Source organism: Microcoleus sp. PH2017_09_SFU_O_A (assembly GCF_020738625.1).
Lineage (GTDB): Bacteria > Cyanobacteriota > Cyanobacteriia > Cyanobacteriales > Microcoleaceae > Microcoleus.
Map to the genome: position 1 here is coordinate 53,015 of NZ_JAEQCF010000045.1, position 20,670 is coordinate 73,684.

At 46.3% G+C, this 20,670-nt stretch carries 20 protein-coding genes; 6 read left to right on the forward strand and 14 right to left on the reverse strand.

The annotated features are described in order from the left end of the window. Nucleotides 1-404 precede the first annotated feature (404 nt). Nucleotides 405-1,670: a Zn-dependent hydrolase gene (locus JGK16_RS17630; RefSeq protein ID WP_293191530.1), complete on the reverse strand. Its 1,266-nt coding sequence runs from the start codon at nt 1,668-1,670 to the stop codon at nt 405-407. A 446-nt stretch (nt 1,671-2,116) separates the two neighbouring features. On the opposite strand from JGK16_RS17630, the gene JGK16_RS17635 reads away from it, so the two are divergent. Beyond that, nucleotides 2,117-2,521, forward strand: a complete 405-nt coding sequence (locus JGK16_RS17635) for a gamma-glutamylcyclotransferase (protein WP_293191532.1) — start codon at nt 2,117-2,119, stop codon at nt 2,519-2,521. Between the two features lie 204 nt (nt 2,522-2,725). Here the strand turns inward: JGK16_RS17635 and puuE are convergent, their stop codons facing one another. Together puuE and JGK16_RS17645 are read right to left on the reverse strand one after the other, a co-directional pair. Continuing rightward, nucleotides 2,726-3,649: an allantoinase PuuE gene (gene puuE, locus JGK16_RS17640; RefSeq protein WP_293191535.1), complete on the reverse strand. Its 924-nt coding sequence runs from the start codon at nt 3,647-3,649 to the stop codon at nt 2,726-2,728. 505 nt (nt 3,650-4,154) lie between these two features. Continuing rightward, nucleotides 4,155-4,862 (reverse strand): GntR family transcriptional regulator, encoded by a 708-nt coding sequence (locus tag JGK16_RS17645; protein WP_293182057.1) that lies wholly within the window; start codon nt 4,860-4,862, stop codon nt 4,155-4,157. A gap of 81 nt (nt 4,863-4,943) precedes the next feature. Here JGK16_RS17645 and JGK16_RS17650 point away from each other — a divergent pair, with 81 nt between their 5' ends. Further along, complete coding sequence (locus JGK16_RS17650) at nt 4,944-5,105, forward strand: hypothetical protein (protein WP_293182059.1); 162 nt, start codon at nt 4,944-4,946, stop codon at nt 5,103-5,105. A gap of 115 nt (nt 5,106-5,220) precedes the next feature. Here the strand turns inward: JGK16_RS17650 and JGK16_RS17655 are convergent, their stop codons facing one another. Then, nucleotides 5,221-7,482 carry an iron uptake porin gene (locus JGK16_RS17655; RefSeq protein ID WP_293182061.1) on the reverse strand — a complete coding sequence of 754 codons (2,262 nt, stop codon included), beginning with the start codon at nt 7,480-7,482 and terminating at the stop codon, nt 5,221-5,223. Between JGK16_RS17655 and JGK16_RS17660 the strand changes: the two genes are divergently transcribed. Continuing rightward, the gene (locus JGK16_RS17660) at nt 7,481-7,609 is read left to right on the forward strand and encodes a hypothetical protein (RefSeq protein ID WP_293182062.1); all 129 of its coding nucleotides are present in this window, start codon (nt 7,481-7,483) and stop codon (nt 7,607-7,609) included. The genes JGK16_RS17655 and JGK16_RS17660 overlap by 2 nt on opposite strands. A 13-nt stretch (nt 7,610-7,622) precedes the next feature. Here JGK16_RS17660 and uraD read toward each other — a convergent pair whose 3' ends face one another. From uraD to rsmI, 6 genes are all read right to left on the reverse strand, one after another. Next, a complete protein-coding gene (uraD, locus tag JGK16_RS17665; RefSeq protein ID WP_293182064.1) occupies nt 7,623-8,129 on the reverse strand; it encodes a 2-oxo-4-hydroxy-4-carboxy-5-ureidoimidazoline decarboxylase in 507 nt (168 codons plus the stop codon). A gap of 215 nt (nt 8,130-8,344) precedes the next feature. Then, the gene (locus JGK16_RS17670) at nt 8,345-9,358 is read right to left on the reverse strand and encodes an aromatic ring-hydroxylating dioxygenase subunit alpha (protein ID WP_293182066.1); all 1,014 of its coding nucleotides are present in this window, start codon (nt 9,356-9,358) and stop codon (nt 8,345-8,347) included. Nucleotides 9,359-9,651: 293 nt separating this feature from the next. Continuing rightward, nucleotides 9,652-10,014 carry a hydroxyisourate hydrolase gene (uraH, locus tag JGK16_RS17675; RefSeq protein ID WP_293182068.1) on the reverse strand — a complete coding sequence of 121 codons (363 nt, stop codon included), beginning with the start codon at nt 10,012-10,014 and terminating at the stop codon, nt 9,652-9,654. A 53-nt stretch (nt 10,015-10,067) separates the two neighbouring features. Beyond that, nucleotides 10,068-11,228 (reverse strand): FAD-dependent urate hydroxylase HpxO, encoded by a 1,161-nt coding sequence (hpxO, locus tag JGK16_RS17680; protein ID WP_293191538.1) that lies wholly within the window; start codon nt 11,226-11,228, stop codon nt 10,068-10,070. A 174-nt stretch (nt 11,229-11,402) separates the two neighbouring features. After that, complete coding sequence (locus tag JGK16_RS17685) at nt 11,403-12,623, reverse strand: glycosyltransferase (protein ID WP_293191541.1); 1,221 nt, start codon at nt 12,621-12,623, stop codon at nt 11,403-11,405. 84 nt (nt 12,624-12,707) lie between these two features. Further along, on the reverse strand, nt 12,708-13,589 hold the full coding sequence (rsmI, locus tag JGK16_RS17690; protein WP_293191544.1) for a 16S rRNA (cytidine(1402)-2'-O)-methyltransferase: 882 nt from the start codon (nt 13,587-13,589) through the stop codon (nt 12,708-12,710). A gap of 99 nt (nt 13,590-13,688) precedes the next feature. Here rsmI and JGK16_RS17695 point away from each other — a divergent pair, with 99 nt between their 5' ends. Next, the gene (locus JGK16_RS17695; protein WP_293191547.1) at nt 13,689-14,552 is read left to right on the forward strand and encodes a sugar kinase; all 864 of its coding nucleotides are present in this window, start codon (nt 13,689-13,691) and stop codon (nt 14,550-14,552) included. A 245-nt stretch (nt 14,553-14,797) separates the two neighbouring features. Continuing rightward, nucleotides 14,798-15,928, forward strand: coding sequence for a cupin-like domain-containing protein (locus tag JGK16_RS17700; RefSeq protein ID WP_293191549.1), 1,131 nt, complete (start codon nt 14,798-14,800; stop codon nt 15,926-15,928). 475 nt (nt 15,929-16,403) lie between these two features. Here the strand turns inward: JGK16_RS17700 and JGK16_RS17705 are convergent, their stop codons facing one another. The 4 genes from JGK16_RS17705 to JGK16_RS17720 form a co-directional block, all read right to left on the reverse strand. Then, nucleotides 16,404-16,562 (reverse strand): hypothetical protein, encoded by a 159-nt coding sequence (locus JGK16_RS17705; RefSeq protein ID WP_293203311.1) that lies wholly within the window; start codon nt 16,560-16,562, stop codon nt 16,404-16,406. A 166-nt stretch (nt 16,563-16,728) separates the two neighbouring features. Continuing rightward, nucleotides 16,729-17,172: a retroviral-like aspartic protease family protein gene (locus tag JGK16_RS17710; RefSeq protein WP_293191551.1), complete on the reverse strand. Its 444-nt coding sequence runs from the start codon at nt 17,170-17,172 to the stop codon at nt 16,729-16,731. Nucleotides 17,173-17,549: 377 nt separating this feature from the next. After that, entirely contained in the window at nt 17,550-18,833 is a 1,284-nt protein-coding gene (locus JGK16_RS17715) for a sugar ABC transporter substrate-binding protein (RefSeq protein ID WP_293191553.1), read from the reverse strand. A 24-nt stretch (nt 18,834-18,857) separates the two neighbouring features. Beyond that, nucleotides 18,858-19,154, reverse strand: a complete 297-nt coding sequence (locus JGK16_RS17720) for a hypothetical protein (protein ID WP_293182084.1) — start codon at nt 19,152-19,154, stop codon at nt 18,858-18,860. Between the two features lie 70 nt (nt 19,155-19,224). Between JGK16_RS17720 and pilM the strand changes: the two genes are divergently transcribed. Next, nucleotides 19,225-20,319, forward strand: coding sequence for a type IV pilus assembly protein PilM (gene pilM, locus JGK16_RS17725; RefSeq protein WP_293182086.1), 1,095 nt, complete (start codon nt 19,225-19,227; stop codon nt 20,317-20,319). Nucleotides 20,320-20,670 lie beyond the last annotated feature (351 nt).

Genomic DNA, 20,670 nt, shown 5'->3' on the forward strand with positions numbered 1-20,670 from the left:
ATGTTCAGGGCGAGTTCTTCTGGCCCACTCCACAAGAGGGGGATTATTTTTTGACATTCAATTTAAATGCAGAACAGCTTAGGATCGCAAATTAAATAATTTACACAAGTCTGTGGGATGGGCACCTCGCCCACCCTTTCTGGACGGGCGGGACGCCCATCCCACAAGAAGTATAAAACCTGTGGAAGTTATTTAATTTTCATTCCTTAGGACTTACCTATAGCAATCCTAAATCATTTGCATAATTCTTGTAGGAGCTCTTCCCCCCTCGTGAAGAACCCGATAGATAGGGTAGGCACGGGGGGTAAGAGCTCCTACAAATTTAAAGGAAATATCGAAACGGATAATATTGGCGTATTTTTTAGATTCTCAGCAGTCACTTATTCTCACGTTTTAATGATGCGTTACAACTCCATGAATCGATCGCCCTTAGCAGCATACAGCCGATCGAGCTTTAGGAAGGTTTGCAGCAGCGCATTCGCCCCCTGAGTACACTGTTCTGGCGAAGTATACTCATCTTCTGCATGGCTGATGCCGCCCCGAGAAGCCACGAAAATCATCCCCATATCGGTAAAGCGTCCGATTTCTTGGGCGTCGTGTCCGGCCCGGCTAATTAAATGCCTGTAACTAAACCCTAATTCTTGACAAACTTCTACAATTGCATTCTGAATCTTTGGTGCTGCTAGTGTTGGCTGTACGTGCAGCAATTGAGTTATTTCGATTTCGGTTTGGGTGGCAGAGGCTATTGCTTGAAACTCCAATTTCATTTTAGCTAACAACTGTTCCAAATTAGTTTCAGACAAATCGCGCAAGTCGATTTTAAACTCGACTTTTCCCGGCACAGTATTCGTAGCATTCGGCCACACAGTTAAGTAACCTACCGTTGCGACTTGTTCTCCTGGTGTTTCTACTGCCAGTTTGTTGACTGCTAGTACCATTTGGGAAGCCGCTACCAGCGCATCCTTTCTGGCGTGCATGGGCGTCGATCCAGCATGATTGGGGCTGCCCGTTACTCTCACTCCCAGGCGGTACTGTCCGACAATACCTTTGACTACTCCTATGCAGTCGCCCGTACTTTCCAAAACACCTCCTTGTTCGACGTGTAATTCCACAAAAGCAGCTATTTCTTTGGGATGGCGTTTTGCCTCCGCAATTTTTGACCAATCTCCGCCAATTTGTGCTAAACAAGTTTGGATGGAAGTGGCATCGCTGCGACGGTAATATTCGGGGTTGTTGACTGTATTTCCCGCCATCGCTTTGCAGCCGATAACGGTGCTTTCTTCGTCGGTAAATACGATCGTCTCAATGGCGTGTTCCAAGCGCAGGCCGTTTTCGCGCAACACCCGCACGACTTCAATTCCTGCCAAAACTCCCAAAACTCCGTCGAAATGCCCCCCCGTAGGAACAGTATCAATGTGAGAACCGGTTGCTAGTGCGGCACCTTCGCGCAATCCGGGATATCTGCCAATTGTATTTCCGGCCGCGTCAATCCGAACTGTCATCCCTGCTTCTCGCATCCAAGACTCAACAAGTTTGCGCGCCAGCAAATCTTCTTTGGTAAAAGCTACCCGACTGACACCTCCTCCCGGCAGTTTGCCGATTTGGGCGAGTTGGGCAATGCTGCTGTTGAGGCGCGAACCGTTGACTGAAAGTGCTAGCCTAACTGTCATGTTACATTCTCCTATTCTGGGAAATTTAATGATGCGATCGCTCTTGTATTATTAATCATTTAACTGATTATTGTAGAATGTATCCCAGACAGGTTAAATCTGTAAAATAATGTAGTTTTGCCTACAACAGGCGATCGGCTGTAGCACTTAAACTGCTGCAATCAAAATACAGCACGCAGCATAAAGCGATCGCAGCGATTTAACTGTAGAAACAAGTACATTTTTATCGATCGGGTGATATGAGTCAATCCACCTAATTAAACGTAAAATACCGATCGCTAAAAATCTTGGCCTGTATGTCTTCTGTTTACCCGCTGGCGCAGCCTTTATAGCCTTTATAGCCTTTATAGCCTTTATAGCCTTCTTCCTTCTACCTCCTACCTTCTACCTCCTTCCTTCTTCGTTCTTCCTTCTTCCTTCTTCCTTCTTCCTTCTTCCTTCTACTTATGAGTCAAACACCAATTGTAAGCAAACGAGTATTCATTTGCGGTTCCGCCCTGCGGGGTCAGCCAGACAACAGCAACCTGGGAGAAGCAAAGTTCATTAGAGAAGCCAAAACTCGTCCGATTTACCGCTTGTACTCCGCAGAAAATGGCTGGCATCCTGCAATTTACGAAGTGGCTACCGGAGGCGTATCAATTCCGGGAGAAGTGTACGAATTAACTGTCGCAGACTTTGAACAGCTTGCAGCCGGAGAACCCCCACATATGTATCCATCCGATGTGATTTTGGAAGACGGGGAAGTATTAACCGCTTTCTTCTACCCCCGCGAGTTAGTAGAGAAATACCAATGGGAAGATATTTCCGATCGCGGTGGATGGGCCGCTTACAAAGCAATTTCGCACTACTGAGATCTTGCACCATTTGCAATCAGCCTTTTACGGGCGGGCGAGACGCCCACCCCACGGGCGAGACACCCCAGAATCAAACTCACCCTTTGTGGAACAGGCATCTTGCCTGTTCTTGACATGGGTGCAAGATGTCAGCAGTCAGGACTTCAGTCCTCCCAGGTTCGTAGTAAGGACTTCAGTCCTCCCAGGTTCGTAGTAAGGACTTCAGTCCTTCTTAGAAACCATCGGTTTATGATATTCATGCCAATGTCGGGCAATATCAATGCGGCGGCATATCCAAACCCTCTCATGCTGCTGTACATAATCCAAAAAACGCGCCAAAGCTGCCGCCCGCCCAGGCCTCCCCGTCAAGCGGCAGTGCAGCCCCACACTCATCATTTTGGGTGCAATCTCGCCCTCGGCGTAGAGTAAATCAAAAGCATCGCGTAGGTAAGCAAAAAACTGATCCCCAGAGTTAAACCCCTGACTCGTCGCAAACCGCATATCGTTATTGTCAAGAGTATAAGGAATTACCAAGTGAGGCCGATCGCACTCGTACACCCAGTAAGGCAAGTCATCCGCATAGCTGTCGGCATCGTAGAGAAAACCGCCTTCTTCCACTACTAGCTTGCGGGTGTGCGGGCTCGTGCGTCCCGTATACCAGCCGAGGGGACGGCTGCCGGTAACTTGCGTGTGAATGGCGATCGCCCTGTGCAAGTGTTCCCGTTCCGCCTCTTCCCCAAAATACTTATAATCAATCCAGCGGTAGCCGTGGCTGGCAATTTCCCAATCGGCCTCCAACATCGCTGCAACGGCTTCGGGATGCCTTTCTAACGCCATCGCCACGCCGTAAACAGTCACCGGTATCTTCCGAGAAGTAAACATCCGATGCAGACGCCACAAACCGGCCCGACTGCCGTATTCGTAACAGGATTCCATATTCATGTGGCGCAGTCCCGATAGGGGTTCGGCGCCGACAATCTCTGACAGAAATGTTTCCGAAGAACCGTCGCCGTGCAGGATGCAGGTTTCTCCACCTTCTTCGTAATTGATCACAAATTGCAGTGCTATGCGCGATCGATCCGGCCATTGAGGATCGGGGGGATTTTGCCCGTAACCGATTAAGTCTCGCGGATAATTTACTGGCATATATAACAGTTGACAGTTGACAGTTGATAGTTGACAGTTGATATAGTAATCCGATCTGATTCTCACAAAACAACGCCCGCTTGTCTTCCTCGACTCCTTGTATAGTAAGATCTTCAGGTTTTTGAGATCTAGAAAATCAATTAGGATTGCTATAGTTTACAGTTGATAGTTGGCAGTGGACAGCTTGCCCGGTTGCTTAGAGAAGAGTTGACACTTGACTGTTGTCTGTTCATTGATTACGCATCGGTGCGTCGAAACCCGGTTTCTACGAGTTTTGCTCTTCGGGAACGAGAAATATAGTAAGAAACCGGGTTTGTGAGGGCGCAAGTGCGATCGCGAACTACAGTTGTTAGTTATCAGTTTTCAGTTTTTTTTGATTAACAACTGTCAACTGTCAACTGTCAACTGTTTTCTGAGGGCGCAAGTGCGATCGCGAACTACAGTTGTTAGTTATCAGTTTTCAGTTTTTTTTGATTAACAACTGTCAACTGTCAACTGTCAACTGTCAACTGTCAACTGTCAACTGTTTCCCTTCTATCTCCTGAATTTCTTTAATTACCCGCGCTTTACTGGCAATTAAATGTTCTTGAATTGCTGCGGCTGCTGCGACGGGATTTTGTTCGATGACAGCTTGAAAAATGCGACGGTGTTCGCTGCGGATTTCCAATACTCCGGGATTGTATTCCATCGTGCGAAGCCGCACTAATATCATTTTGTCAAATACCTGATCTAATAAAGTTACTAACCAAGGATTGCCGGAACTTTGGGCTAGCAAGCGGTGAAATTGGCAGTCAGCGTAAAGCAATTGATAATTTGTCAATTCGCCCGATCGCAAATATGTCGTACTTTCTGCCTGCAACACAATCGCTTCCAATTGTTGAACTTGAGCCGGTGTCGCATTTTGGCAGGTCTCGGCTACCGATAGCTGTTCCAAAGCAATCCGACAATCATAAAGATCTGCTGCATCTGCGATCGACAGCGTAGCGACGCGCAATCCGTGATGCGGATCTGCCGTAACTAAATTTTCACGTTGCAGTTCGCACAAAGCCTCTCTCACCGGAGTCCGGCTGACGTTGAGCATATCTGCCAGTTGAGTTTCGATCAAGCGTTCTCCAGCCACTAATTCCCCCGACAGGATAGCAGTTCGGAGAGCTTGATAAGTCTGTTCGTGCAGAGATTGAGTGCGGCGAATCGCGCGAAATGAAAGACCCAAAGTCAGTTGTCCTTAAGTTTTAAATAGAGTTGGTTTGCTATTGTTAAAGATTGTTGATTCAGCCTCATATCTCAGGTTGTTATGTTATATCAATTCCGGCTGCGCCGGAATGATATAGAGGAGACGGCTTGGCCTTTGTCCCTACCCCAGATTGATTGTAGGGACAAAGGCCAAGCCGTCTCCTCATTTTGGCAGCTAATAATTCCGATGCAGCCGGAATTGATATTAAATGACTTTGGCTGACTCATTATTAATCATACAGCACATTAGAGGTTTGTCAACCATTCTCAATAACAGGCAGGATGCCTGTTCCACCATAAAATTTATTCCTTGTGGAACAGGCATCTTGCTTGTTCGCTCAGAAGCTGAACTGAGTGCGAAGATTGCCCACAAACACGGTGGGATTGCTATCAAAATTGTTGGCATTAAAGATAGCGTAGAATGCCGGGACGATCGCAATATTATTAGTAATCGGGTAATAATACGAACCCTCTACCTCGTACTGAGTACCTCCATTGCCGCCGCCCGAGAGCAAGAACCTGCGACCCGAGATATAATCGTGGGGAACCACAAATGAAAGTACACCCAGCGCGCCCTTTTTTCCCAGATCCGGAAATCCAATGCCAACTTGAAAAGATTGTACTTTAATGTCTCCGCCAGAGCGATCGCGATTTACCGGATTTACCTCAAGCTGGCCGTAGGAATACCGCCCGAACAAACCAAAATTCCGGCTCAACAACCAATCAAAATTAACCACAAAAGTATCAGCACCGGAGTCTCTAACTCTTCCCCCAAAACCGTCATCCGCATAACCGTAAGGCAGCGGTTCGCCCACAGCACCGCCAATAAATCCATTATAAGGTTTGAGGCTCGATCGCGCGTAAATCAGCCGCAGATTGAAAGAATTGCTGGGGGCGTATTCCAACTGCGCTGTCATTGTGTTGGAACTGTTAAACAAACCATCCCTGGGATTGCTAGCAGTATTAAATACAGCAGGATTCAAAAATTCTGTATTTTCAGCCATATAAGCAGCCGTCAACTTCAGCGGCTTGGCAACTTGCCAACTGACAACAGCACCAGAACCGCGATCGACTGCATTTAACAGTGTACTTCCGTTCGAGTTAAAACTCGTTGCCCCTTTCAGATAAAATGTGAAACGGTTGCCATCAAAATATCGATAATAATTCAATCGCGGCCCGATCGCAACTTGGACTTTATCTCCGACGGGAAACGTGTAGGACATCTCGCGAATTCCCACAGCATTAGCCGTTGGCGCACCAGTTTGATCTAAAAAAGGACTTCCCCACGAGTTGTAAAAGCCCGCCGAAACTAATTCGTTTGCAGGCGAGTTGCCGTTGCCGAAAACCAACTGAGTTACCAGGGAATCTTTGCCAGTAAACGAAGTGTTTAGCGTCAGGAAAGCATAGTAACTAAAAGTAGTTTCAGGCTGCCCGCGCTCAACGCGAGTCGGTCGATTGTTAGCATCGCGAGTTGGGGCAGCAAACGGGCTTCCGGGGGCGGTGCGGCTGCGTTCTGCGGTGATATCGCCAGTCGGAAATGCTGAGGTGAGGTTGAACCAAACCGTCGCATTGAGTTTTGTGGTAGTTGAGAATTGATTCGATTCTAAATTCGCCGTGCGAGCTTCTAATACATCGATTCTACCGCGCAGCGTTGCTAGTTCTGCGGCAAATTCTTCTTGTAGTCTCTGGAGTTTCTGTAAATCCTCTTTTTTAACTAAATTCGAGGTTCCTGCTGTTATCAACTCAGCAACTTTATCGAGGCACGCATTCAAACCGGCGGCGAATTCGTAGCGAGTCATGGCTCGATTTGGGCGATAAGTGCCGTCGGGATATCCAGCTATGCAGCCGTAGCGTTCTACTAATGATTGCAGCGCGCCAAATGCCCAATCTGTGGGTTTAACGTCGCTGAGTTGAGAAACTGATGTGACTTGTTCCATCTCCGGCGAGGCGGAAGGATTGGTTGCTTCTAAGCTGTCTGCTTGGATTTGGGTGATGTTTGTCGGCGCTGGTTTTTCTGGGGTTTGAATTGATTCTGATAAGACGTTTGATTCGCTGGATTCTTGAGTTGCTGTATCTGTCGGTTGCAGATTATTTGGTTGGGAAGTTGCGGCGACTTCCGATTCTTTGTTTGTTGTTGGTTTCGCTGAAATATCGGCAGTTAGTTCTAGGGTTTGTGCAGGCTTTGTTTTTGTGGAATTTGGCTCTAGCGCAACTGGCCATCTAGCGGATTTTTCGGATGTTATATTTGTCTGGTTGACATCGTTGGTTTGAGAAATCTCTGCTATTTTTTCGCTGTTTGTTGTGAGGGAAATACTCTCGGCTTTTTCTGGCTTTTGTGGTTTGGCATCAGCGATTGTTTCTGGCGTTGATGCGGGATTTGCCGCTGTTTCAATTTGGGCGATCCTCTTCGAGGGCTTCGCTAACGCACTTTGTGACTGGGCGGCATCAACCAGCGGTAAGTCGCCTGGCGAGGCTATTATTTCTTGAGTTTTATTATAGGAAACTTCCGCAGCAGAGCTTGCCGGAGAATGCAGCAGGCTAATACAAAATAGTGCTGGCGTTGCTGTCACTAGGATTTGGAAATATAAAAATTTAGACATGAGCCTCACTTGGATTCAATACTGTACCAAAAGTAGCATTTTAGTGCCACTGTTTGCGCTGTGGTTTGGCATTGGTACAGTGCCAGCAATTCTGACGGCATTTTTGCGGGCATTTTCCCGCAGTTAACGTAGTGAGGACTTCAATCCTCTTTCCCAATAGCCGACTCAAGGCGAAACCGCGCAATCTCATAGATTTCTGTTAAAGCCTGCTGCATTTCAGTTTCTGGGGAATTGTTGAGGCGGCGCTCAAATGCTTCAAGAATGCTGGTTTTTGTCTGGTTTTTCACCGCCACAATGAAGGGAAAACCGAACTTTTCGCGGTACGATCGGTTGAGGGATTGCAAGCGATCGAACTCTGCGACAGATAGCCGATCCAAACCTGCGCCGGCTTGTTCGTTAACCGATGCTACAGCCATTTTTGCTTTGCTTCCCAAGTCCGGGTGTGCTTGAATTAATGCTAATTTTTCTTCCCCAGTCATGGAATTGACGACTGTTACCATTTTAGCGCGCAAGTCGGCTGTGGAGGCAAAAGGGCGATCGTCCCAAGTGCAACGGGCGACTGTGGGAGTGCGTTCAAAAATCGCGCCCAAGGCTTCTGTAAATGTCTCCTGGCTCATTTCGTTGAGTTCAATGAGAGAGTATTGCATTGCTAATTAAATTAATTAATACCATTTCTAAAAAATATTGCTACCAAAGAAGTTGGTCAGGTGCGTCGCTGTGAGATTGTCGATCTTTTTTAGGGATTTTCGATGGCGACGCACCCTACATCTACAAACTGTCAACTGTCAACTGTCAACTGTCAACTGTCAACTGTCAACTGTCAACTGTCAACTGTCAACTGTCAACTGTCAACTGTCAACTGTCAACTGACTTTAGTTTGTTCGACTTCGCCGTGGGCTTTTAGAAGTGCAGCAATTTTGTGGCGGATGATGATTCCCGGCTTATCTGTCAGCATATGTTGCTCTTGGGCGATGTCGAGCGGTACGTCCCAATCTGTTGTTTCTAAAATCCGCTTGTCTTCTAAAGTAACAGCGCGATCGAAGGCAATAATATCGCTGGTTTTTGCCTCATTTTCGGTATCGTTCCGGAGGCAAAACTGCACCATTTGAGAAGTCGCATCGTCAATCGGAGTCATGGTATTGACGATGATGTGAACGAGTCCGTTTGGGTAAGCAATCCGCAGCTTGACGGTAAACGGTAGAAACCAAATTCCGTCTATTGTCCGCACGGTTTCAGCTTGCTCTATGTTTAAGTTTTGCTGTTGTTCGGCGGGATTAGCGACACCCAAAACACTTCGGTAATGCAGTTCCCATTCTGTTTCTGTAAACTCCATCACATCGGGCGTGAGATGCTCTTCGCTGCCGAAAGTTGCGGTATGTACAAAAGTAGGATGAGCCATATCTAATTCGTTTTCCATCACCCGCAATCCCGCACAATTCCAAGGTTCGTAAAATTCGTGAATTTGGCGGTAGTTGGGGTCTGCTGCTTCGGGAATATTGGGAATCTCGGCGATTGGTTCGTCCAAACAAACCCAAACGTATCCGTAGCGATCGCAAGCCTGATAAGATTTTACTTTGTAGTTGCCAGAAATCGAGCCGTTTGGCTGTTGTGGAACGCTGACACAAGTTCCTGACGAGTTGAATGTCCAGCCGTGGTAAGCACAGGAAATGTTGCCGCTGACAACTTTTCCCAGGGAAAGTTTAGCAGTGCGGTGACAGCAGCGGTCTTCTACTGCTGCGGGTTGGCCTTCAGAATCGAGCCAAAGTGCGATCGGCTGACCTAATAATACAAAAGGTTTTGGTTCGCCTGACAATTCGGCGACGGGAATAACGGGATACCAGAAGCGTTTGAAAACAGGTTGTTTTGTGACTAACATGGTTTTTTTAATTTTAAATTAATTATTTGACATCTCCCCTCTTTAGTTAAAGCATGGTGCGTCGCTCCAACAATTTTGGATATTTACAAATATATAGCCTTTCTCAGATAGATGAGGTACAGTTGACAAATTGGTAATTGGTAATTGGTAATAGCTTGAGAGGGTACCTCACTTTCTTGAGAACTGCTATGGGCGATGCACCCTACCGCGATAAACACTGCGCCCTCAACTGTCAACTGTCAACTGTCAACTGTCAACTGTCAACTGTCAACTGTCAACTGTCAACTGTTTAATCAACTACCGCGATAGGTGCTGTACGACCAAGGCGAAACTAACAGCGGTACGTGATAGTGTGAGCTTGGGTCGGCGATGCCGAACTGAATTGGAACGCTGTTTAAAAAAGGCGGATCGGGCAAATTTTCGGCGGACTGCGCGAAGTATTCGCCAACAGCAAAGACTAATTCATAAATTCCCGGTTTGAACTCGTTTTCTGATAGTAGCGGAGCAGCGGTGCGGCCGTCAGCATTAGTTGTTACAGTTTTTAGCAGGATTTTGGCGCCGGAGTTGGGGTCAATTGATTGCAGGGCGATCGACATATTTGCCGCCGGACAGCCGCGGGCTGTGTCGAGAACGTGAGTAGTAAGTTTGCCTGACATTATTGTAAGGTTAAATGCTAATTTTTGATTGATTTTCCCGCTAGAAGATTGTGCTAGTGTAGGGGCCCTGCCATGATGACTTTGGCGATCGCATCTGTGACATCACTTGGCTGTTCCTTAGCCAGTTGTTCGTACCAAAGTTGTGTCACCTGCGGATCTTTGCCGTGAATTTGTTCGGCACGCTGGCGCGCTTTTTCGACAACTGCATTCGCCCGCTGCTTGCGCTCAGTTTCGTAGCGTTTGAGCGCGTATTCTACGCCTAAATTCGTAGTCGAAAGGTAGTTGCTGAGTACGAGTCCATCTTCCATGGCTTGACAGCCTCCCTGGCCCAAATCCGGGCAGGTAGCGTGGGCGGAATCTCCCAGCAAAGCAACTCTACCGCGAACGTAGGAGTCGATCGGGCCTACGTCGTGAATTTCCGGGCGGGCGACTGTATTGGGATCTAATCTTTCTATCAACAATTGCACTGGTTCGGCCCAACCTGCAAAATGTTCTTTAAGTTCGGCTTTGTAATTGTCGGGATTGGCGGGAGTTCCTGTGGGTAACGGAACATCAAAGAAAAAGTAAAAGCGATCGCCCGCTACGGGCATTAATGAGGCGCGCTTGCAGTCACCGACATAAATCGCCCAAGTATTTGGCGGCGCTAGTGCTTCATCCGCCGCTACTAGCCCGTTCCAATTGATATAACCGCCGTATTTCGGCTGTACTTCGCAGCCCAATACATGGGTTCGCAAAATTGAGCGAACGCCGTCAGCAGCCACCAACAAATCGCCGCGCGCTTTGTCTCCGTTCTCAAAAATTGCAGTTACTCCGGTTGCGTCTTCTTCCACGGCAATACATTTGCGATCGAGCTTGACTTCTTCCTTAAAAGCTGCTAATAACATTTGTTGTAAGTCACGGCGCGCCACCGGATAAGGACGCTGACCGACTTGTTGAATTAGCGGCATTAAATCGATGTCATTTAGCAGTTGACCGATTTTGGTGCGGTATTCCATGCGCTCCATTTTTCCGCCAATTTGCGCCATATTTGCGCCTAAACCAAGGCGGTTGAGAACTTTGACGCCGTTCGACCACATGGAGATACCAGCGCCTGCTGGACGCAGTTCTTTTACGCGATCGTAAATTGCAACTTCATAACCTGCTTGTTGGAGGGCGATACCGGCAGTTAAGCCACCAATTCCGGCACCGATAATGACAACTTTTAAGTCGTGCATTCTGTGTTTCTCCTGCTGAGTGACATCCTAATACTATTTTAGATTTTAGATTTTAGATTTTAGATTTTAGATTTTAGTATCAAGAATTACATCTTAAGTCGGTGAGTCAGATTTAATTTACTCGATTATCATCAAACAAACCCAACTGACGCACCCTACATAATTAATTGGGAATTAGCCTAAAAACTTGGTTAATTCACCGAGATTTTGCCCGATCGCATTTGTCCCGCGAATGTGAGATAGCGGAGAACCTCCATACAAAAAACTATCCAAGCTGACTTGATAATTTTGCTGCACGGCCAAATCCAGCCACAAATTCTTAAATCCCGCTCCCGTTTTGTAGTCGGGAATGTTATGCTGGTAGTAGGGAAAACTGTCAAGGCAAGTATTGAAAAAGTTCTTGCGACCGCAATGCTTTAAATACTGATATCGCGGTTTGAATTCAGTTTGATTTTGCAATACTGTATGAATCGTATCCGCTAAGGATTCCGCGTCAAATTTGGAATAAAGACCCGCACCTTCCGGGAAAACGGGCGAGTTTCCTCGGGCGTATTGGTTGAATTCTTCAAAACAAATTACTGGTACGTTGCAACTCATGGCTTCGGTAATTCCCCGGTTTTTGCCTTCGAGAAGGGAACCCAGGACGAATGCTTGTGCCCGCGAATAATAGTTAGGGATTTCTTGATAGTAGTCAACTCGCGGCAGTAAGTTGATGTAGTCGGAGGTATTTCCTAAAATTGTTTCAACTTCGTGCAATTCTTTTAATGCGTTCTCGTCGAGAGTTTTCAAGTTATTAACATCAAAGTCGTGACCGCTGACAACTGTTAATTTTATGAGTTTTTGCGGATACTTTTGCCGATAAATTTTTAAGGCTTTGGCAATCATCGGCAAGTTCTTTTCTTCGGAAAATCGGGCGACGGCGAGGAGGTCGATGTCTTTGGCGGGGACGTTGCGAGGGGAAATTAAGTATTCGTTGATGAAGTCGGTGTCTTGCAGTGGTATGATTGGTTTGTTGGCGCGATCGGGATATGTTTCGCGAAACCACTTGGCTCGCTGCGGATTTTTGTATAAACTGGAGTAAGCGTCGGCTACGGGTGCCCAGGAGTAGGACGTTCCGGGGGAATAGGTGAAGGAATGAAATACTGAGGAAAGTTGGGGAAAGAGTTTGTTTATCAGTTCGACTCCTTCGCTGAAGTAAATCCCTTTGATGAATTTTCCTTCGTAAAACAGCGGGGGAAGCAAGACGTAGAAACTGACTGTATCGAAGCGGTGGGGTTGGTCTTCAAATATCTCCCAGCTAAAGGCGTCTAAGTCTGCATAGATTTCGGCGATTGGTTTGTTGATGTGGGGGTTGCGTAAATAGGGTTTTTGGCGATCGTAGTTTCCGCGTACCATAGAATTTATTAGTGTGATTATTTAGCTTTTTTTATTTAACCGCAGAGGGCGCAGAGGGCGCAGAGAAGGAGAAGAGAGAGTTATTCACAAGTCTTCTAAAGGTTGTTCTGGTGATTCGTTGTCGCCAATTGTGAGGGCTAGTTGGTAGATTTGGCGGCGGGGGAGGGATGTTTGTTGCGCGAGTTGGCGGCTGGCCTGGGAACGACTTATGCCTTCTGCGATTAATGTTTGCAATTCGGCTTTGATGGCGTCTTCTGAAAAAATTGGTGCGTCTGTTTGCAGCCCGCCAATTATTAGAGTAAATTCTCCCTGGGGTTCGCGTGTGGTGTAAAGTTCGATCGCACTTTCCATACTACCGCGCCAAAATTCTTCGTGCATTTTAGTCAACTCCCGCGCCAGTACAATCTGTCTGTCGCTTCCCAAGGTGTTTGCTAAATCTTGTAAAGTTTGCCGCAATCGGTGCGGAGATTCGTATAAGATAATAGTGCGCGATTCTATTTGCAAACTTTCTAAACTCCGCTGGCGTTCTTGACCTTTGGTGGGTAAAAATCCTTCAAACACAAATCTGTCTGTAGGTAATCCCGATGCACTTATCCCAACTATACAAGCGCTCGGGCCGGGAATCGGAATAATGTTAATATTAGCATCGGCGCAGGCTTTGACTAATTCGTATCCGGGGTCGGAAATTCCCGGCATTCCGGCGTCGGTGACGAGGGCGATACTTTTTCCTAACAGCAGTTTATCGATTAATTCCGGGAGTCGCTGGTGTTGGTTATGTTCGTGATAGCTGATTTGGGGCGTTTTTATTTGAAAGTGGTGTAAAAGTTTGCCCGTGTGGCGCGTGTCTTCGGCGGCGATGAAGTCTGCTGTTTGCAAAATTCGGATGGCGCGATATGTCATATCTTCGAGATTGCCGATCGGCGTTCCGACAATGTACAGTGTTCCTGTATTGGGATTTGGCTGCATTTTGATGTTTTTTATTTTTAACCGCAGATATAACACGGGCGGGACGCCCATGCCACAGATTTAAGAACCAATATCACAAGAAAAAATATCAGACAGATTATGAAGACTGGATTGTTTTTGGGATTGGCGACTTTGGATTTAATTTATTTAGCCTCCAAGCCTCCGGGGGAAAATCAGAAAGTTGTTGCTGTTGATTCTACCATTGCTGCGGGCGGGCCGGCGACAAATGCTGCGGTGGCTTTTAGCGGTTTGGGGAATGCGGCGGTGTTGGCGGGAGTTTTCGGTACTCACGCGATCGCCCAATTAATCCGTGCAGACTTAGCAGAGTACAATGTCAGGATAATGGATTTGCAGCCAGGGCGATCGCACTCTCCGCCAGTCTCTTCGATTATCGTAACTCAAGCAACGGGCGATCGGGCAGTAATCTCAGTGAATGCTACTAAATCCCAGGTTGACAGCCAAGCAATTAACCGAGATATTTTAACATCAGTTAATATCATACTGTTTGACGGACATCAAATCCCAGCCAGCCAAGAAATTGCTCAACTCGCCCAATCAAAAAACATTCCAATCGTCCTCGATGGCGGCAGTTGGAAACCCGGATTAGAAAAAATATTGCCCTTCGTTGAATGGGCTGTGTGTTCGGATAACTTTCACCCGCCAGACTGTCACAATTCCGAACAAGTCTTTGCTTATCTCTCAGCAGCCGGAATACCCAACATTGCCATCACACGCGGCGAAAAACCAATCCAATACTTGTGCAAAGGCAGTTTTGGTAGTGTAGAAGTGCCCCAAATACAAGCCGCAGACACATTAGGCGCCGGCGACATCTTTCACGGCGCTTTCTGTCACTACATTTTACAAAAAAACTTTACAAACGCCCTAAGCGCCGCAGCGAAGACAGCTTCCGATTCCTGCAAATATTTCGGAACCCGCCAATGGATAAAAAATCTGCAACCTTAACTTAAAATTAACAAAAAAATCCGGACAAAAGCGATCGCACCCAGAAAACTCAAACAGCCAACACTCATTAAGCTAAAATAGTGATAGCAACCCTCTCTCTCTTTATTAGCGCCCGTGGAACAGGCGTCTCGCCTGTTTATTATCGCAGATTATAAAACAACTCATTCACAAATCCAACCAGATTGCTATATTAGTTAAGCAACTTCAAGCAAAACAAAACCACCCCAAAACAAAACACTCCAATCATGCCTGACACCCAACCCCTAACCATCACACTTCCCCCTTTGCGGATTACCCTAACCGAAGAACAACAGGTTAATCTAGAATGGCTGACACAAAACTTGCCCAATCTACTCGCAGCAGCGCCAAGCAAACCCGAAGTCCCCGACAATCTGAAACAGTGGGTGGCGGCTAACAAATTATTAAATCAACCAGATGCAGACATCATTCAAGGCCTAATAAATACAGGCATTGATGCCGAAATAGCAACCGCAGAAGTTACAGCCATATCCTCTCATCCGTACTTCCAAGCAGGCAGCCATTACGTACAGTTATTGCAGAAACTGGAATCGCAACTAACCATCAACAATCAATTAGCAGCCCTCTCTTCCAAGTTTGGCACAATCGAACGGAAAAGCAGTCTTTCTAGAGAGTATTTTCTCGAAAATTACTACGCAAAAAACACTCCGGTAATTATTACCAACATCATGCACAACTGGAAAGCCTTACAGTTGTGGACGCCAGAGTATTTGCAGGAAAAATACGGCGATGCAGAGGTGGAAATTCAAGCCAACCGCAATTCTGACCCGGATTACGAAATTAAGATACACAACCACAAAAAAACCGTTCAGTTCCGCGAATATATAGATATGGTCGTCAACGGCGGCCCTAGCAACGACTGCTACATGGTTGCTAACAACCAAACTCTGGAAAGAGAGGAATTTAAACCGCTATTCAACGACTTTGAAATTTTCCCAGAATATCTGACTCCCGACGATACCAAAGGCAGAATTTTCTTTTGGTTTGGCCCGAAAGGTACAATTACACCGCTACACCACGACCCGGTTAACTTAGTTTTAGCACAGGTATCGGGACGCAAATTAATTAAGTTGATTTGTCCGCAGCAAACACCTCTACTTTACAATCATGTCGGAGTTTTCAGCAAGGTTGACGGCGAAAATCCTGACTACGAAAAGTATCCGCTTTACAGAGAGGCGAAAATCATTGAGGTGATTTTGGAACCGGGAGAAGTTATTTTTATTCCTGTGGGTTGGTGGCATCACGTAAAATCCCTGGATGTGAGTATTTCGGTTTCGTTTACTAATTTTGTGTTTCCCAATTATTACGAATGGAAATATCCTCATATTAATTGGTAGTCGGTTGGGGCTCGCTTCACAAAAACCATTCCAAATTCTGTAGATACTGTCTTGACAAGTCAAGAGGGGCGATTGCATAATTGATGTCGAAAGGCTTTTGGGACTTGAAAACCCCAAAAGCTAAATGCACCAACTAAAGTCTTCTCTTCATCCCTTGGGCTTGCCTTGACAACTAGAATAACTTCTAGCCCTACTTATTCAGCCGATACCATTGTCCTCCATTCAAATCTCTATTCTCTCTCTGTGTCCTCTGTGTTCTCTGCGGTTAAATTATTCCCATACAACTCGAAACGATAATATTACTTTTACTAAAGAAGGACTAAAGTCCTCACTACGAACCTAGGATAATAGTTTTAATGCCGATATTGACCTATATATATGGCGGCACGGATTTCCATTATTTAATGATATGTCAAGTTGCAAAAAAAAGCAAGAGGCGAACTAAAAAAAAAGTTGCCCCAGCTTTAATAAAAAACTACCTTTGATTCCAAGCCGCCGCCGCATCAGTGACAGCTTCCTCTACTGGTTTTTCACCTAACATTGCCGCTTGCAAATTGTCATAACCTGCATTCAGATCTCTATTCTCTCCCTCTGTGTCCTCTGTGTTCTCTGTGGTTAAATTATTCCCATACAACTCGAAACGATAATATTAGTTTTCATAAAATAGTAGGGTGCATCAGCCACTTCTGATTCCCCACCTGAAAATTAGGGCCCTCGCTGACGAACGCTACAATATTGCTGAATTGAGAAAAACGATCGCACTTGTCAACGCACAACCGTCTCAAAAATGGGGGTTAGCGCTACAAAATCGTTAAATAGGTTTCAGTCGGACTGATGGGTAAAGGTTTCAAGATTTGATTTTGCAAGTCTATTTCCAATCCCAATGATTCTAAAGGTATGACACCCAAAAGTGCATCATTACCTCCCGGTAACTCCAAGCACTCGAAAGTGCCTTCCCGGTCAAACATTGATATTTTAGCATCTTGAAAAATGCGGGCTTTGCCAATACCCATTGCTGTTGCTACGTCTACTTCTTTGAGGAGTTTTAGTCCCAGTTTGGCGATCGCCTCTTTTGGCAGACACAAGGTAGTAGCCCCTGTGTCCACCAATACGTTTTTGAGGACGATCGACCGAATTTGGTCTTCTAGAATCGTCCCATCTTCTGCCCGAATTTGGTCGGCTCGATTAACGATTGTCAGAGTGGCAAAAACTTTTCCCATTGGATTGCTGTTTTTAATTTGCATAGTTGCCTCCTGCGGTAGCGTCGGAGTTATTACCTAGTTTAATTATAACTTATATGCAGGAGCGATCGCACGGGTTTCTCGTGAGCAATCTATATCAAATCCGATACCATCGTCTTGCATTCAGATCTCTATTCTCTCTCTCTGTGTCCTCTGTGTTCTCTGCGGTTAAATCACCTGACCATACAACCGGAAACGATAATATTAGTTGTACTAAAGAAGGACTAAAGTCCTCACTACGAACCTAGGATGATAATTTTAATGCTGATATTTACTTATATATATGGCGACACGGATTTCCATTATTTAATGATATGTCAAGTTGCAAAAAAAAGCAAGGGGCGAACTAAAAAAAAAGTTGCCCCAGCTTTAATAAAAAACTACCTTTGATTCCAAGCCGCCGCCGCATCAGTGACAGCTTGCTCTACTGGTTTTTCGCCTAACATTGCTGCTTGCAAATTGTCATAAATTGCCTTTTGCAACTTCTTAACATCCTTGAGAGGCGGAATCAACAACTCGGCTTTGTCCAACCCAGAAGCGCTGATAATCCTAGCTCGATCGCTCGAAGCAGCATCGGCAGGAACGCTCTTAAAATAACCGTCCTGCAAAGTCTCAATCGTGGAAGGCAAAACATTAGCAGCCTTCGCAAAAGCTAACTGATTTTGAGAATTAGTTACGTACAAAGCAAACTTGACAGCATCATCAGGCCGCTTGCTATCGCGAGGGATAACTAAATTCATTACTGCCACAGTTTTCTTGCCAGTTTCTCCGGTAATTTGAGGCGCAGCAGTTGAAACAGCACCAATACTCGGAGCATTCTCGGCGATCGCCTTTAAAAACTGAGGCCCGGAACCCAACAAAGCAGTTTCTCCAGCTTGATAAAGCTCGATCGCCCTGCGGTGTCCCTGCACCAAAACATCCTGCGGTAACAGCCCGCCCTTGTACAAATCAACCCAATACTGAAAAACAGCTTTGCCCTTAGCTGTATTAAAAGCAGCCTTACCTTGAGCGTCCACCAAAGGCACACCCATCTGCACGAAAGATTGCAACACTTCCGCCGAATCCTCCGGTACAAAAGTCGCAAAAAAAGCAAACTTACCAGTTTTCTCTTTTACCTGTTTTGCAACAGTTGCCAACTCGGCATAGGTAGCCGGAGGCTTGGTAATTCCAGCTTTTTTAAACAAATCCGTATTGTAAATAGTTACCGGAGTTGTAAGATACCAAGGAATGCCAAAAGTCTTGCCCTCAAGTACACTAGCTTTCCAGATATTTGGCAGATAGCTCGATCGCACTTGCTGCGAAATCCGAGAGTCCAAATCCAGCCAAGCATTGCGCCCCGCCAACAGCGAAGCAAAATCAGGATTCAGGTTCACCACATCCGGCGCAGTTTTCGCCGACACAGCCCCCAAAATCTTGCTTTCCATCGCCGACCAAGGCACGTCCACCCAGCGCACCTTCACTCCGGGATTTTCCGCTTCAAAACCGGCGATCGTCTTGTTGAAATACTCAGTAAACTGAGGTTGCAGTTGCATAGTCCAAAACTCGATCGCGTCCGCATTCTTGGCCTGGGAATTAACAGCCGGCTTGCTGCAACTTACCACCGCAGCCAGCAGCAGCCCCACCAGCCCAAACACAGCGAACAGTTGCCAAGATTTACGTTTCATAGAAATAAATTTTGAGATTCAAGGTTAGCTAAGGAGAAAACAAGCATCGCCCTCCCAAAGCCCTCCTGGGCTCAAGCGCCAGAGTTTTGTGTGCGGGCCCGGGAGGGAGAGAGTCGGTTTTGCTGCATAACCGGCAGGTTTTCGGTCGATCGAGTTTAAATTTGTTGACATTCGCAACAGAATAGCTATTGTCAAGTAAATTGGATAGCATAAAATCGAAACTGGCGATCGCGCCACAAAGACTGTGCAGCGCAGAATCAGGCGGGATACCGAGATCGCAGCGATCGCAGTATCGGCGGGAGTTGGAAACCAATCTTCCAACAGCCAACGGCCCAATCAGGCTGGCAAGCGTACAACATAAAAAAATACCAATTACCGACGACCCAATCCTATGGTTAACTTTTTCAAAGGTCTACTTTCCCCACGCCAGCCTGGAATCGGGATCGAAATAGCCCCAGATCGCATCAACATCATTCAGATCGAAAAGAAAGCTCAGGCATTAAAATTGGGTCTCCTAGCCTCAATGGAAGTACCAGAAGACATCATACAAGAAGGGCAAATAGTCGATCCGCCGGGAATGGCAGAACTAATACGCACCCTGATGGCTGAAAACAAAATCAAAGCCAAGAAAGTAGCCACCGCCATTCCCGGCCGCGAAGCCGTGATCAGGCTAATTCCAGTTCCCGCAGAGCTCAACGAAGAAGAACTCCGGGATTACATGAACGCAGAAGCAGGGCTGTACTTGCCGTTTCCCAGAGAAGACGCCGACGTAGACTATCAAAAAATAGGCCTATTTGTAGATGACGACGGCGTAGAAAAAGTGCAAGTCGTATTAGTTGCAACCCGCAGAGAAGTTACCGATACATACATCGAAACCTTCAAAGAAGCCGGACTGGATATAGACGTGTTAGAAGTAACCAGCTTTGCTCTGATCCGCACCCTCAAAGACCAACTGCAACAATTTTCCTCCCAAGAAGCAGCAGTCCTCACCGACATAGAATTTGACAGTACCGAGTTAGCTATAGTAGTGGACGGCATACCGCAATTTAACCGTACTATCCCGATCGGCACCTACCAAATCCAGACCGCCCTCAACCAAGCCATGAACCTGCCTCCCACCAGAGACACCAGCGAACTGCAAGGCATGACCCTACCAGTCACAGACACAATGGGCGCATCGGGAGACACCAATCCCGGCACCAATGCGATGATTAAAGTATTGGGAGAACTAGCAGACGAACTGCGCCGTTCAGTAGACTTTTACCTCAACCAGAGCGAAGAACTCGAAGTAGCGCAACTGTTGCTAGCAGGGCCAGGAGCTGCGATCGGCAAACTTGACGAATTTTTCATGCAAAGATTAAGCTTGCCGGCATCTCAAGTAGACCCAATCGAAACCCTAGGACTCGAAATCAGCGAAGAAATTAGCCCAGAACAGCGAGCAGGCTTAGGAGTAGCCTTAGGTTTAGGACTCAGGGAGGTAATGTGACCTAAGAGTTTTAGATAATAGAAAAACAGATTTGAGAATTTTAGGAAAAAGCTTCTTCCGCAAAAAGAAGCCCCCTGATACAGAAGGTAGAATATTGGAGGTAAAAGGTAAAAGGTAAAAGGTAGAATATCGGAGGTAGAAGCAACCACTTCCTTCAGTAGAAGGCAGAAAGTTGTTTCTTTCTTCCCTAAATAAATCCTTCACTTATACCGGCAATCTGGCGCTCTGTCTAAAATCTAAAATTTCAAATTAAAATCTATAGCAACAGCCAAGACGGTTGGGACGTTCTTAATTGCTCAAACCATGCGGCAGATTGCACCTTCCACAGGATTTCCTCCTTCTTCCTTCTTC

What these genes read in the sequence shown, in the direction of transcription:
- JGK16_RS17700 (WP_293191549.1), top strand. Translation starts at nt 14,798, where the DNA reads ATGCCTGACACCCAACCCCTAACCATCACACTTCCCCCTTTGCGGATT.
- JGK16_RS17710 (WP_293191551.1), bottom strand. Translation starts at nt 17,172, where the DNA reads ATGCAAATTAAAAACAGCAATCCAATGGGAAAAGTTTTTGCCACTCTG.
- JGK16_RS17655 (WP_293182061.1), bottom strand. Translation starts at nt 7,482, where the DNA reads ATGTCTAAATTTTTATATTTCCAAATCCTAGTGACAGCAACGCCAGCA.
- JGK16_RS17630 (WP_293191530.1), bottom strand. Translation starts at nt 1,670, where the DNA reads ATGACAGTTAGGCTAGCACTTTCAGTCAACGGTTCGCGCCTCAACAGC.
- uraD (WP_293182064.1), bottom strand. Translation starts at nt 8,129, where the DNA reads ATGCAATACTCTCTCATTGAACTCAACGAAATGAGCCAGGAGACATTT.
- JGK16_RS17650 (WP_293182059.1), top strand. Translation starts at nt 4,944, where the DNA reads ATGTTATATCAATTCCGGCTGCGCCGGAATGATATAGAGGAGACGGCT.
- JGK16_RS17660 (WP_293182062.1), top strand. Translation starts at nt 7,481, where the DNA reads ATGAGCCTCACTTGGATTCAATACTGTACCAAAAGTAGCATTTTAGTG.
- JGK16_RS17685 (WP_293191541.1), bottom strand. Translation starts at nt 12,623, where the DNA reads ATGGTACGCGGAAACTACGATCGCCAAAAACCCTATTTACGCAACCCC.
- uraH (WP_293182068.1), bottom strand. Translation starts at nt 10,014, where the DNA reads ATGTCAGGCAAACTTACTACTCACGTTCTCGACACAGCCCGCGGCTGT.
- JGK16_RS17715 (WP_293191553.1), bottom strand. Translation starts at nt 18,833, where the DNA reads ATGAAACGTAAATCTTGGCAACTGTTCGCTGTGTTTGGGCTGGTGGGG.
- hpxO (WP_293191538.1), bottom strand. Translation starts at nt 11,228, where the DNA reads ATGCACGACTTAAAAGTTGTCATTATCGGTGCCGGAATTGGTGGCTTA.
- JGK16_RS17635 (WP_293191532.1), top strand. Translation starts at nt 2,117, where the DNA reads ATGAGTCAAACACCAATTGTAAGCAAACGAGTATTCATTTGCGGTTCC.
- JGK16_RS17670 (WP_293182066.1), bottom strand. Translation starts at nt 9,358, where the DNA reads ATGTTAGTCACAAAACAACCTGTTTTCAAACGCTTCTGGTATCCCGTT.
- puuE (WP_293191535.1), bottom strand. Translation starts at nt 3,649, where the DNA reads ATGCCAGTAAATTATCCGCGAGACTTAATCGGTTACGGGCAAAATCCC.
- JGK16_RS17695 (WP_293191547.1), top strand. Translation starts at nt 13,689, where the DNA reads ATGAAGACTGGATTGTTTTTGGGATTGGCGACTTTGGATTTAATTTAT.
- rsmI (WP_293191544.1), bottom strand. Translation starts at nt 13,589, where the DNA reads ATGCAGCCAAATCCCAATACAGGAACACTGTACATTGTCGGAACGCCG.
- pilM (WP_293182086.1), top strand. Translation starts at nt 19,225, where the DNA reads ATGGTTAACTTTTTCAAAGGTCTACTTTCCCCACGCCAGCCTGGAATC.